We start from the raw sequence: 12,606 nt of genomic DNA, 5'->3' as shown, positions 1-12,606 counted from the left end.
TCGTAGTATATATCAAGAGGCCAGGTTTCTCACAAGTTATATTCAAAAAAAAATTATGCATGTCTTCCAATTCTGGCAAAAATACGGTTATATGTGTACAATTATAGAAATGGCAGTACCCGCATATCTCATATATGATAGCGTAATTGAACAGGAGGCGGTCTTTATGGCAGTACAGTCAGCGATAATGGTCCCGCATCCTCCGCTGATCATTCCGGAGGTAGGTAAGGGACAGGAGCGTGCAATACAGGATACCATCAACAGCTGCGGCAGGGCTGCAAGTATGCTCGTGGAGCTAGGGCCTGAGACAATTATAGTGATTTCCCCGCACAGCTTAATGTACTCAGATTATTTCCATATCTCGCCAGGTATATCTGCCAGAGGAAGTTTCGACAGCTTCGGTGCGGGAAGTGTGCGGTTTGAGGTGGACTACGATGCCAAGTTTGCAGCCGAGCTCAGCCGGCAGGCAGAACTGAGCGGATTATCGGCGGGCACTCTCGGTGAGCGGGATAAAAAGCTGGATCACGGGACAATGGTACCCCTGTATTTTATACAACAGGCGTATGGCGGCAGCATCAAATGCAGGATCCTGCGCATAGGTCTGTCGGGACAGCCTTTGTCAGAACACTACAGGCTAGGAATGCTTATACAGAAAACGGCGGAACTGCTTGACCGCAAGGTAGGGATAGTAGCCAGCGGAGATCTGTCACACGTACTCAAAGAAGACGGACCTTACGGCTATCGCGAAGAGGGTCCTGTTTATGACAGACGCATCATGGATGTTATGAGCCGGGCGGCTTTTGGAGAACTGTTTGATTTTTCGGAGTCATTCTGCAAAAAAGCCGGCGAATGCGGACACAGGTCATTTATGATAATGGCCGGATGCTTCGACGGTGTGTCTGTCCGTGCAGAGAAACTCTCATATGAGGGACCGTTCGGGGTGGGATACGGAGTATGTGTCTTCTTGCCTGAAAAACCGGACGCAAACAGAAAGTTTCTTGACCTGTACCTCAAAAAACAAAAGCAAGATATAAAAGCGGGGAAAGGATCTGAAGATCCATACGTACACCTTGCACGGAAAGCTGTGGAATCCTATATACTGCATGGCAAAATTATAGATGTCCCTGACGACCTGCCGGATGAATTACTTGCGAAACGTGCGGGAACCTTTGTCTCCCTGAAAAAGAATGGACAGCTTCGCGGCTGCATCGGCACAATAGCACCGACAACAAACTGTATTGCTGAGGAGATCATCAGGAATGCGATAAGTGCATCCACCCAGGATCCGCGCTTTGATCCTGTCTCCCCCGCCGAGTTGGATGAACTTGTCTACAGCGTTGACGTGCTGGGACAGCCGGAGGATATAGATTCCCCGAAACAGCTTGACGTGAAGAGATACGGAGTAATAGTCTCAAGCGGACACAAGCGCGGTTTGCTGCTGCCAGATCTTGACGGTGTGGATACGGTTGAAGAACAAATTTCCATAGCAAAACAGAAGGCAGGCATCCGTGACGGAGAGGATGTCCGGCTGCAACGTTTTGAAGTGGTACGGCATTATTAAAATGAGATGCCCTGTATGTATACACCACTGCAGCCTGAAGGAAGGCCAGACCGGTTTCTGCAGAGCAAGAAAAAATGAAAACGGCAGAAGCGTCTCCATAAATTATGGCAGGCTGACCTCAATAGCACTGGATCCGATCGAGAAAAAACCGCTTGCAAAGTTTTATCCCGGCAGCATGATTCTGTCCGTCGGCAGCTTCGGCTGCAATATGAACTGCCCCTTCTGCCAGAACTACTCAATCTCGATGGCCTCGGAAAAACAGGTGCAGACAAAATATGTGTCTCCTGGCGTGCTTGCTGAGCAGGCAGAAGTGTTAAAACCTGATGGCAATATTGGTGTGGCCTTCACCTATAACGAACCGATGATAGGCTATGAGTATGTCCGTGACACAGCCATCGAGGTAAGAAAGCGTGGCATGAAAAACGTGGCGGTGACCAATGGTTGTGTAATGCCGGAGGTCCTGGAGGAAGTCCTGCCATGGATAGATGCTTACAATATTGATTTAAAAGGCATTACCGAAGAGTATTACCGCAAGCTTGGTGGCGATCTTGCCGCTGTGAAGGAGTTTATTGTTACAGCTGCAAAGCATGCTCATGTCGAGATAACGACGTTGATCGTACCATGCGAGAACGATTCTGCGGATGAAATGAACGAGCTTTCAGCCTGGATTGCCGGCGTGGACAGGTCTATTCCTCTGCATATAACAAGATTTTTCCCGTGCAGAAATATGCTGGACAGGGGTCCCACAGATATTCAGGTCCTCCGTGAACTTTATGTAACAGCAAAGAGAAACCTAGATACAGTACTGCTTGGAAATGTATAGGAAATAAATTCTGCATCCGGACTATTTACAGGGAGGTAAGCGTCAAACCATCCACGAGTTCTCTACAGGGATCCACATCAGGTCCATCTCTTCAAGTACGCACCAGAGTGTCTTTATGGCTCTTTTGAGAACAGATGTATATGCTTTGTCAAAAGCGAGAAGCCCTTTTCCTTCAGGACATTGCCTGCGGACCGCGCTTCGAGGAGTCCTTTTTCAGAAAGCGGAACGTCTGTCCATCCCGTGGACCGGTTCTCTTTGTTCCATTCACTTTCCCCGTGTCTGAGCAATACTATCCTCTATATCCAAGATGCCTCCTATTAAGGGTTATCCTTATTATTATTTTCTCCGCTCACAGTGACCTTGTCTCCGTCATTAAGGGTGCTTCCGCCGAAGATTATAACCCTGTCGCCCGGCTTTAGTCCCTCTGTGATGTGGATCAGGGGTCCCTGCCTTGTGCCTGTTGAAACGACACGGAGTTTCGCAGTTCCTTCCTCTTCAAGCAATACATAATATCCCGTCTCACTTTCATGGAGAGCGTTTTCCGGTATGAGCACCGCATTTTTGATCTCTCTTTCCACTATAGAAGCCTGTCCGAACATCCCCGGCCTCAGCTGTCCGCCTGTCTCTCTGTTGTCCAGTTCGATATCTACATTGCTGGTCCTGGTTGAGGGGTCTACATACTGGTCCACCCTTGTCACTTTTCCAACAAACTCTTTATCCGGAAGAGCGTCGAATTTAAGAAATACAGGCATGCCGCTTTTTACAACAAAAATTTTTGACTCAGGCACTTTCAGTGTGGCTTTTAACCTGCTCAGATCGGCAATATCCATTATCGGCGAATTAGGGGATATCATTGCGCCTGTAGTAAGTGAAAAATCATTAAGCACTGTGCCGTCTATAGGAGCGACTATGATATAGTCCGCTTTTGCCGAACTTACCCGCTCCAGCTCCGCGGCAGTCTGCCTTTCCTTTGCGATCGCCGCGTTGTAGGAAGCCCTGGCGCTTGAGTAAGCTGTCTCTACGGAATCATACTGCTGCTGGGTACTGAATCCTTCCTTGACGAGCCTCTCGTACCTGTCAAGGGTCGTCTTTGCGTTCATCATCTCAGCTTTTGCTCTTTCGGTGTCGGCTTTTGCCGATGCCGCCTGGGCACGTACTGATCCTATCAGGGCGTCCTGCTGGTCGTGTTCGAGGGTAGCTATTATCTGCCCCTTACTGACCCGGTCCCCCTGCCTTACGTGGAGTTTCTCGAGTCTTCCTGTCACCCTCGGAAGCAGTTCTACCCTGTCAACCGCATCTATGGAGGTGTTCTGTACTATGTTCTCCCTGACGGTCTTGTCTGCTTTGACCGTTTCTATCTTCACAGCCGCCGCCTGCTTGCCGTTCCCGTTTGAGGACTGTGAGAAGAGAGCTTCTCTCCTGCTGAATATCCCTATTGCCGCCAGCAGTATGACTGCCGCAGCGACTATGATCATCAGCCTCTTTTTGTCTGATATCCTCTTTGAATAAGTGCCATAGTTGTTTTTGTCAGTCATGGTCATTTTCTCTCCCCGGTCCATTCTATGACGGTACCTTCAGTAACTTTTAATGCAACTATTGCAAGAAGGTGGTTGTACTGCGAACGTGCATGATCAAGCCTTGCAGAGGTCAGCGAAGTTTGGGCATTCAGCAGGTCCAGCTGGGGTGTTACCCCTTCACGGAAGCCGACTTCAGCAAGCCGGAGGGATTCCTTTGCCAGCTCAAGGGCCTTCTCCGAAGCCTTCAGATGGTTCAGGGTGCTCTCGATCTCTGTCCATGCAGTTTCAACCTCTGATTTTATATCCAGTTCCTTCTGTTCGAGTGCTATCTTGTCCTGTTCGAGTACAGCTCCCGCCCTTATTGCATTTCCACGGGCGGTGTTTCTGTCAAAGATGGGAACTGTGACGGACAGTTCCGCCATCCACGTGTCGTCGCCTCTGTCATCCTTGAGATATGGGTTTAAATATCCTGCGGATGCTCCAAATGTTATTTGGGGCCTTGTACCGCTTTTTTCGATCAATATCTGGTTTTTCTGGTATCCAAGCTGCTCCTCAAGTTTTTTAAGGTCAGCTCTGTTTGCCTGTGCCATCTCAAGTGATGTCTGCCTGGAGCCCTCCGCTTCAGGAACGCTGAGCTCGCCTGTCACCTGACGCCTTTTCTCGGGAGGGATGCCCATGTAGTTCATTAATGATATGTGAGCTGACTCATAAAGCCCCTTCGCAGTGCTCAGGTTAGCCGTGTTGGTCGCAAGCAGCTGTTCTGCCCTTATCACCTCGAGGCTGTTTGCCAGTCCGAGTTCCCTCATCTTACTGACCTCTTTGAGGTGCTGCTCGGATGTATTCATAGCAGACTCCTCCGCCTTTATCCTTTCACGCTGGAGAAGCACATTGTAAAACCTTGCATAGATCTCTCCGACAGCGCTGTTTTCTCCGTTTGCTATTATCATCCCTGCGATATTATTCACCTGTTTTGACTGGCTTCTTATCGCGGAATTTTTGCCTCCGGAGTAAACGACCTGTTCGAGGGTAGCCCTCGCGCCTTTGTTGTCGTTTCTCTCCCCGTCATTTGTAGTGCTCTCCTTCTGCCTGTCCAGATATGCGTTTGCAGAAAGGCTTGGAAGGAGTGTTCCGTCAGCCTGGATCTGGAAGGCGTATGCCTTTATCGTCTCCTGCCTCAAAGATTTCAGACCGGAATTATTTGCCAGTGTCAGTTCGATAGCCTCATATATGTCGACGGCATCGGCCTCTGCACTTCTTCCTGAAGCTGTAAGGAACAGGGCGAGAGCTATGCTGAAAAGGATCATTTTCTTTTTTGTCATGTTATGTTTGTCACGCTCCTCTATTTGGAGTTAAGCGCCCTTGACTGAGCAGTTCTGTTGAAGCGTCTGTAAGCGCGGTATCTGTTTATTGCTGCGCTTGCCTTGTCTTTTATGTCGTCGAGCAGGAGGTATACAACAGGGATAACGATGAGTGTCAGCATGGTCGAGGTGAAAAGGCCCCCGATAACTGCTACCGACATAGGCTGCCGCGTCTCTCCTCCCTCGCTGAGAGCCAGTGCGACAGGCAAGGAACCGAACATTGTTGAAACGGTGGTCATCAGGATAGCCCTCAGACGGAGCGGTCCCGCTTCCAGCACTGCTTCTATCTTATTCATTCCTTTTGCCCTCAGCTGATTAATAAAATCGACCAGCAGTATTGCGTTATTAACTACGACTCCAACAAGCAGGATTATACCCATGAAGCTCATTACGCTTATCCTGAGCCCCGCCAGTGCCAGGAGTCCGAAGGACCCCGCAGTCATCAGGGGAAGAGAGAACATAACTGTGAATGGATGGATAAAAGATTCGAACTGTATGGCCATTACCATGTAGACAAGTATTATGGCAAAGACGAGGGCAATGGACATATAGTAGAAGCTTTCCTTCATGTTTTCTGAATCCCCTGCGGGTGTGATGGTAAATGTCCCGTCCTGAGGGGCGTACTTCCTGAACATTTCCTCCATGATCAGGATGCCCTCGCCTGGAGAGACGCCTTCGACATTGGCTCCGAGCTGGAGCGACCTCTGTCTGTTGTAGCGTTTTATTACGTTCGGCGACATACCTATAGAGCTTGATAAAAGCCCTTCTGCCCTTATCAGCTGCCCGTCGTTTGTCCTGACGAGCGTGTTTTTCAGTTTTTCAGGATCGTCCCTTCCGCTTCCTTCAGCCCGGACTCTTATGTCATACCTGTACCCGTCCTGGTTGAAAGAACCTGCATCGTCTCCCCCGAACCAGGTGAGAAGCTCATCGGAGAGATCCCTTATGTTGATGTTGAGGTCATCTGCGAGTGCGCGGTTCAGTGACAGGTTTATCCTTGGCTTGTTCATCTGAAGGTCTGTCGTTATGTCAACAAGTCCTCTTGCATTTTCTGCCAGGTCTTTTTTTATAAGTTCACCGATCTCCGCCAGGGCCTCGCTTGTTGGTCCCTGGATGACTAGGGTTATGTCTGATCCGCCCCATGTCCCCATTTTTATGTCGACATCCCGGAATACAGAGAGCTTACCGCGCAGCTGTTTCATCACCACGCTCGCAGCAGGCCTGCTGCCCCTGTCTATGAGTTCCATGTTTATGGAGGCTTTGTAGACCTCTTCGCCTCCGCCGCTGCCCACTATCCCGTAAGTGTAAGCGACTCTCTCGTCAGCCTGTATCATGTCGACCATGTCTTTTACGACGCTTTCGGTCATTTCAAGGGATGAATCAGCCGGCAGCTCTATCTGGACCCTCAGCCGTCCCTGGTCTTCGCTTGGGAAAAATTCAGTTCCGAGGGTCAATGCGAATCCTATACCGAGGAGGAAAAGGGCAAGGGCTCCGATAAGCACTGATTTACGGTGAGTCACTGCATATTTTAATACTCCGCTGTATTTATCCTCTATCCATACAAATGGTTTTTCCAGTTTTTTCTGCACAGGACCTTCTATTTTTTTTCCGAGGATCCTTGAGCAGAGATACGGGGTAAGAGTGAGCGATATTATCAGTGATATGGTTATAGTCGTAGCGACAGTAACGCCGAAAGAGTTGAAAAAACGTCCCATTATGCCGCCCATGAAGGCTACGGGGACGAATACTGCAAGAGTTGTAGCTGCTCCTGCCAGTACTGCGAAAGCGACCTCTCCTCCTCCGTCCTGCGCCGCTCTGTATGGAGTCTTGCCCATGTCACGGTGCCTCGTTATGTTTTCCATTACGACAGTGGTAGCGTCAACGACCATTCCAACCGACAGAGAAAGTCCCATCATGGACATGTTGTTAATTGTTATTCCCATCCAGTAAAGGACCGAAAGGCTTCCCAGAAGACAGACGGGAATGGTGATGACAGCAACTATCGTTGCCCTTATCGTTTTAAGGAAGATGAACATTATCATGGATGTGAGCATTATCGAGGCCAATATGTCCCAGAAGACCCCGTTCATCGAACGCATGATGAATTTAGCGTTGTCCTGCATGACTGCAAGGCTGGTCCCCGGCGGAGCGGTCTGGTTGAGCTCCTTTATCCTCTCGTTGACCATGCGTGAGAGAAGGACCTCGTTTGCTCCCTTCTGCTTGCGGATCTGGACCATTACAGTAGGCCTGCCCTCATAAATGGCGCCGCTCCGTTTGTCCTCAAGGCCATCTTCGATCCTTGCAACGTCCCTGAGCCTTATGACCGCACCGTTCCTTACAGCGATCGGAAGGTATTCAAGTTCAGCGACAGAGGAATACTCCCCTTCAAGCCTGATCCCGTATTCTTTGGTAGCTGTCTCTATTCGTCCGGCCGGAAGCTCAACATGTTTTGTGTAGATCGCCGATTTTATCTCTTTTGCCGTTATGTTGTAGGCTTCCAGGCTGTCAGTATTTATCCATATCCTTATCTCCCTGTCACGGAAGCCGGCAAGCTGGACTCCGCCGACGCCCTTGACAGTCTGCAGGCGTTCCGTGACGACTTTGTCAACGTACCTGGCAAGCGTTTTCATGTCAGTCCTGCCGTCGTTTTTGACTGCAACATTCATGATCGGTCTGTCAGCCGGATCGTATTTATCGACCTGAGGGGTATCCGCGTCATCAGGAAGACGTCCGGCCGCCATGCTGACTTTACCCCGGACATCAGCGGCCGCGTCATCCACGTCCCTGTCCAGGTCGAACTCGATGACGATTATCGAACGGCCTTCGTAGCTGCTTGAGCTGAGGCTTTTGATGCCCTCTATCGTGTTTATCCTTGCCTCAAGCACGTCTGTAACATCGTTGTCGATAATTGCCGGGCTAGCGCCCTCCATTATCGTTCTCACCACAACGATGGGGAATTCGACGTTTGGCATTCGCTCTACGCCCATATTCATGTATGAATAGGACCCGAATATGATCAGAGCTATTGTGCAGATAAGGACCGTAACCGGTCTTCGTAGAGAGACTTCAATAATTTTCATATATATTTCATCCTTATGTTAAGTTTTGATCATGCCGAACATCGATACTATAACCCTAAATTGTGTATTTTTTGTGTTATGCGTAAGATACAGCTCAATTTTATAATAACTCACTCAACTTTCCCAGTACAAAAACATAGTTTGAACCTTGCTACGAAAATAAAACGCAGCCCCGCGCCGCCTTTATTTCCATTCCCGGCTGTGATGGCATTTCATGAGGCGTTGAAAAATCCATATAGGTCACGCACATAATAGCAATTGACACCTCAGGTAGCCTGGCAAAGCATTCAGGAATGATTCTGTTATCTTCTCCTGCTACTTGTTTTTAATGGATTTTGTTTCTTTTAGCATTTAAATAAGTCTTGCAAGGAGAAGCAACAATGCTTCAGAGAATCTTATGTCCTCAAGTTCCTGACAGTAACGATAGAATAATTCTCCTATTGTCCTGTCATCACACTGGTTTCTTGCTTCTATGGTAAGCGTCAAACTATCCGTACCTGTCCCAAATAACATCAAACGTCTAAACTCCCCCGTAACTTAACAGCAAGGGGGAGTTTTCATGTTCGATCACAGCGGCAAACAGATTTATCTGATCTGCGGTCCTACGGATATGCGCAAGGGAAGAGACGGCCTGTCCGCTATTGTAAATCTTCAGCATGTTTGCGATTCTTATGAGTCCGCCATGTTCATCTTCTGCAGCCGCACTCAAACAAAAAATCCAGATAGATATAACAGCTATGCAGTTCTTGCGTGTATGTGCTATAAATATCGTAAATTACCCCTTGCACAAAACAGCTGTTTTATTTATCGTTGACAAGTGTTTGTCTGTGTGTAAAATGACCATCATTTTTTGAAAGATGTGAGGAGGCTCACCATGTCCCTTTTAGAAGATAAAAAACTTACAGTTACAAAACTCCGCCGCTGTGCTGATATCGATGCTCTTGGTTTTAAGACGACCAAAGGGCTTGATAAACTTGAAGGCTTGATAGGACAGGAGCGTGCAGTCCATGCAATGAACTTTGGCCTTTCAGTACAGAGCAAAGGCTACAATATCTTTGTGGTAGGAGAGCCCGGAAGCGGGCGGACATCCTACGCAATGGAGGAGCTTAAACGTTGTGCCGTTTCGATGCCTGCGCCCGATGACTGGGTATATGTCTATAATTTTGACGAGTCCGGCATCCCTCTTGCAATAAACCTTCCAGCCGGCAAAGGCAAAGACCTTGCCAAGGATGCGGAGACAGTTATAGAAGATCTGCAGTCGGCGTTGGCGAAGGCGTTTGACAACAACGAGTTTGAGGACAATAAAGCTCAGCTTGTCAAAGTGTTTCAGGAAGAGGTCAACCGTCTCATGGAAGAACTGCGTAAATGGGCCGAATCCAGGAAATTTGCCATCAAGCGTACGCCACAGGGTTTTGTAAATTTACCTTTGATCTTTGCACCACCCGTAAAAAACGAGGAAGAATCCTCGGCGGAGACTAAACAGCAGGCAGATGCTCCGGATGCAAAGCCAGCGGAACCAGTACTACGGGAGATGCAGCAAGAGGAATTTGAAAAACTCTCCGTAGAGGAACAGGAAGTGCTTCAGAAGGCCTCCGAAGAAATATCTCAGAAGACATTGGAGACTTTGCGTATGATACGTGAGCGAGAGAAAGACCTTAAAGAAAAAATAAGCGAGTTGGAAGGACAGATATGCCGTAACGCTATAGAACCGATAATCTCCGAGTTCAGGGCAAAGTTTATGCCTAACAAGAAATTAGGGGCATGGATCGACGATCTAACTGAGGATATTGTGGCGAACTTCAGCATGTTCCTTGCTGCTGCACGCGATGAGTCCGCAGAGGTGGACTTCTCTCGCTATGAGGTCAATGCGTTCGTATGCAACAATCCGAATGACGGCGCACCCGTCATACGTGAGATGAACCCTATCTACTATAACCTGGTGGGTAAAGTCGAATATGAAAGTCGACAAGGCAACCTTTACACTGACTTTCGCAGGATCACTCCCGGAGCTATGCACAGGGCAAACGGCGGATTCCTGCTTCTGGAAGCAGAAGAACTGCTTCGTCAGTTCATGTCGTGGGATGCGCTGAAACGTGTACTTCGCTGCAGGGAACTGACTATAGAAAATCTCGGAGAGCAGCTGGGATATGTTCCCGTATCTTCTCTTCGGCCTGAGGCCATCCCGATAGATATGAAGGTTGTAGTTGTCGGGACGCCATACCTTTATTACTTGCTTAATATATATGACCCTGAGTTCCAGAAAATATTCAAAATTAAGGCTGATTTTGATACTGATATGCTGAGAACGCCGGAGGCAGAGAAGCAGGTCGCACAGTTTATTGCTGGATTTGTTGTTCATGAGGGGAAACTTAACTTTACTGCTGCTGCGGTGGCTGAGATTATTGAGTGGGCTTCGCGCCTTGTCGAAAACCAGAACAGGATGTGCACGCAGTTCAATAAAATAGGAGAAATACTTGTAGAAGCTACTGCCTGGGCTAAGACCGAGGGCAAAAAACTTGTCGGCGCCAATCATGTTATAAAGGCAATAGACGAGAAGGTATTCCGCTCAAATATGCTTGAGGAAAAGGTTCTTGATGAATACAGAGATGGCGTAATAAGGATAGACACAAAAGGTTCAGTCATCGGACAGATAAACGGTCTCACTGTTGCGCAGCTTGTCGATCACAGTTTTGGTGCCCCAGTGAGGATTACAGCCAACGTATTCATGGGTAAGGAAGGCATAGTCAACATAGAGCGTGAAGTCAGCATGACCGGCCCGATACATAATAAAGGGCTTCTCATACTTTCCAGCTACCTCGGGCGTACCTATGCACAGGACTACCCGCTTTCAATATCTGCGAGTATTACTTTTGAGCAGACGTACGGCGGAGTAGAGGGAGACAGCGCCTCTTCAACAGAACTCTACTGCATGCTGTCGGCTCTTTCCGGAGTGCCACTCAAGCAGAACATAGCAGTCACAGGTTCCGTCGACCAGTTTGGAAACATCCAGCCTATTGGCGGTGTCAACGAAAAGATAGAAGGTTTCTTCCGTTACTGCAAGGTCTTCGGGCTTACCGGTGAGCAGGGGGTTATGATCCCACACCAGAATGAACAGCATCTCATGCTCAGCCATGAGGTTATCGAAGCCGTTAAAAAAGGTAAATTCAGTATATGGAGTGTTGCAACCATAAATGAAGGCATTGAGATCCTTACAGGTGTCAAGGCAGGCGAGCCGGACGCAAAGGGAGATTATCCTGCGGACAGTATCCACGGCAGGGTGAGATCGTGTCTGGAAAGCTGGATAGAGCGTTCTTACAGACACAAGAAGAAAATGCAGGATATTGTTGACCCGCCCAATAAAAAGGGCAAAGATAGGAAAAAAATAAAAATCTACCCCGAGACGGAGCAGTGAAGAAACAGCTGCACATAAAAGATATACTTGACGCGTTGGAGCGCACATGGGGCAACGAGAAGGCCCCATCTCCGGAGTTGCGCCACGAAGAACCGCTTGACGGACTTATGCTCACCTTGCTGTCTCAGAACACCAACGATAAGAACCGTGATAAGGCATTTGAACGACTCAAGGCAGAATATCCTACTTGGGAGAAGGTGGCGGCCGCTACGGTCGAGAACATAGCGGATGTGATACGCACAGCTGGTCTTGGGGATACAAAGGCAAAACATATGAAATTGATACTTGAGATTCTCAATGAAAAATTCGGCAGCTATTCAATAAAAAAACTTGCCGGGTGGGATGCTGTGGAAGCCAGAGAGTTTCTCGTTTCGCTTCCAGGTGTTGGCTTAAAGACCGCAGCGTGTGTGCTGGTTTTTGACCTCGACATGCCTGCATTCCCAGTTGATACACATGTGGCCAGGATAAGCCGCAGGCTTGGGTGGGTACCGGAAAAAATGCCGCCGGACAAGATACAGGAATACCTTGAGGGGGTCCTTCCTCCGTCGCGTTTCCGCGGGGCGCACCTCAATATCATCAGGCATGGCAGGGAAATATGCCATGCGAGAAAACCCGTTTGCAGGGAATGTTCGATAAGCAAATGGTGCAACTTTTTAAAAGGCCTTGACGGATAGCCTGTTGTTGCTATAATACCTTCTGTTGGCCGGGATGGCGGAACGGTAGACGCACGGGACTTAAAATCCTGCGAACGCAAGTTCGTGCGGGTTCGAATCCCGCTCTCGGCACCAGCACCTTAACATTTGGCATCGCGGGGTGGAGCAGCACGGCAGCTCGTCGGGCTCATAACCCGAAGGTCGC

At 48.7% G+C, this 12,606-nt stretch carries 10 protein-coding genes and 1 tRNA gene; 6 read left to right on the top strand and 5 right to left on the bottom strand.

Annotation, left to right across the window (positions count from 1 at the left end; translation table 11 throughout):
- Positions 1 to 166: 166 nt before the first annotated feature.
- Positions 167 to 1,561: an AmmeMemoRadiSam system protein A gene (gene amrA / locus LLF78_00360; GenBank protein MCE5200953.1), complete on the top strand. Its 1,395-nt coding sequence runs from the start codon at positions 167 to 169 to the stop codon at positions 1,559 to 1,561.
- Positions 1,509 to 2,384, top strand: a complete 876-nt coding sequence (amrS, locus tag LLF78_00355) for an AmmeMemoRadiSam system radical SAM enzyme (GenBank protein ID MCE5200952.1) — start codon at positions 1,509 to 1,511, stop codon at positions 2,382 to 2,384. Before amrA ends, amrS begins: the two co-directional genes overlap by 53 nt.
- A 113-nt stretch (positions 2,385 to 2,497) precedes the next feature.
- Here the strand turns inward: amrS and LLF78_00350 are convergent, their stop codons facing one another.
- The 5 genes from LLF78_00350 to LLF78_00330 all read right to left on the bottom strand — a co-directional run bounded on the left by LLF78_00350 (position 2,498) and on the right by LLF78_00330 (position 8,852).
- Entirely contained in the window at positions 2,498 to 2,671 is a 174-nt protein-coding gene (locus tag LLF78_00350; protein MCE5200951.1) for a histidine phosphatase family protein, read from the bottom strand.
- Between the two features lie 30 nt (positions 2,672 to 2,701).
- Positions 2,702 to 3,919, bottom strand: a complete 1,218-nt coding sequence (locus tag LLF78_00345) for an efflux RND transporter periplasmic adaptor subunit (protein MCE5200950.1) — start codon at positions 3,917 to 3,919, stop codon at positions 2,702 to 2,704.
- Between the two features lie 2 nt (positions 3,920 to 3,921).
- Positions 3,922 to 5,220: a TolC family protein gene (locus LLF78_00340; protein MCE5200949.1), complete on the bottom strand. Its 1,299-nt coding sequence runs from the start codon at positions 5,218 to 5,220 to the stop codon at positions 3,922 to 3,924.
- Between the two features lie 20 nt (positions 5,221 to 5,240).
- Positions 5,241 to 8,336: an efflux RND transporter permease subunit gene (locus tag LLF78_00335; GenBank protein MCE5200948.1), complete on the bottom strand. Its 3,096-nt coding sequence runs from the start codon at positions 8,334 to 8,336 to the stop codon at positions 5,241 to 5,243.
- Between the two features lie 351 nt (positions 8,337 to 8,687).
- Positions 8,688 to 8,852 (bottom strand): hypothetical protein, encoded by a 165-nt coding sequence (locus LLF78_00330; protein ID MCE5200947.1) that lies wholly within the window; start codon positions 8,850 to 8,852, stop codon positions 8,688 to 8,690.
- Positions 8,853 to 8,895: 43 nt separating this feature from the next.
- Between LLF78_00330 and tnpB the strand changes: the two genes are divergently transcribed.
- From tnpB to LLF78_00310, 4 genes are all read left to right on the top strand, one after another.
- Positions 8,896 to 9,150, top strand: coding sequence for an IS66 family insertion sequence element accessory protein TnpB (tnpB, locus tag LLF78_00325; GenBank protein ID MCE5200946.1), 255 nt, complete (start codon positions 8,896 to 8,898; stop codon positions 9,148 to 9,150).
- A gap of 60 nt (positions 9,151 to 9,210) precedes the next feature.
- Positions 9,211 to 11,748 carry an AAA family ATPase gene (locus LLF78_00320; GenBank protein MCE5200945.1) on the top strand — a complete coding sequence of 846 codons (2,538 nt, stop codon included), beginning with the start codon at positions 9,211 to 9,213 and terminating at the stop codon, positions 11,746 to 11,748.
- Positions 11,745 to 12,422: an endonuclease III gene (locus tag LLF78_00315; GenBank protein ID MCE5200944.1), complete on the top strand. Its 678-nt coding sequence runs from the start codon at positions 11,745 to 11,747 to the stop codon at positions 12,420 to 12,422. The genes LLF78_00320 and LLF78_00315 overlap by 4 nt, the downstream gene beginning before the upstream one ends.
- Positions 12,423 to 12,450: 28 nt before the next feature.
- A tRNA-Leu gene (locus LLF78_00310) sits at positions 12,451 to 12,536 on the top strand.
- The last annotated feature ends 70 nt before the right edge of the window (positions 12,537 to 12,606 follow it).

It is taken from the genome of Synergistaceae bacterium, from assembly GCA_021372895.1.
Classification (GTDB): domain Bacteria; phylum Synergistota; class Synergistia; order Synergistales; family Synergistaceae; genus JAJFTP01.
This window is presented reverse-complemented; position numbering and strand designations above follow the sequence as displayed.

What these genes read in the sequence shown, in the direction of transcription:
- amrA (MCE5200953.1), top strand. Translation starts at nt 167, where the DNA reads ATGGCAGTACAGTCAGCGATAATGGTCCCGCATCCTCCGCTGATCATT.
- LLF78_00345 (MCE5200950.1), bottom strand. Translation starts at nt 3,919, where the DNA reads ATGACTGACAAAAACAACTATGGCACTTATTCAAAGAGGATATCAGAC.
- LLF78_00340 (MCE5200949.1), bottom strand. Translation starts at nt 5,220, where the DNA reads ATGACAAAAAAGAAAATGATCCTTTTCAGCATAGCTCTCGCCCTGTTC.
- LLF78_00335 (MCE5200948.1), bottom strand. Translation starts at nt 8,336, where the DNA reads ATGAAAATTATTGAAGTCTCTCTACGAAGACCGGTTACGGTCCTTATC.
- tnpB (MCE5200946.1), top strand. Translation starts at nt 8,896, where the DNA reads ATGTTCGATCACAGCGGCAAACAGATTTATCTGATCTGCGGTCCTACG.
- LLF78_00320 (MCE5200945.1), top strand. Translation starts at nt 9,211, where the DNA reads ATGTCCCTTTTAGAAGATAAAAAACTTACAGTTACAAAACTCCGCCGC.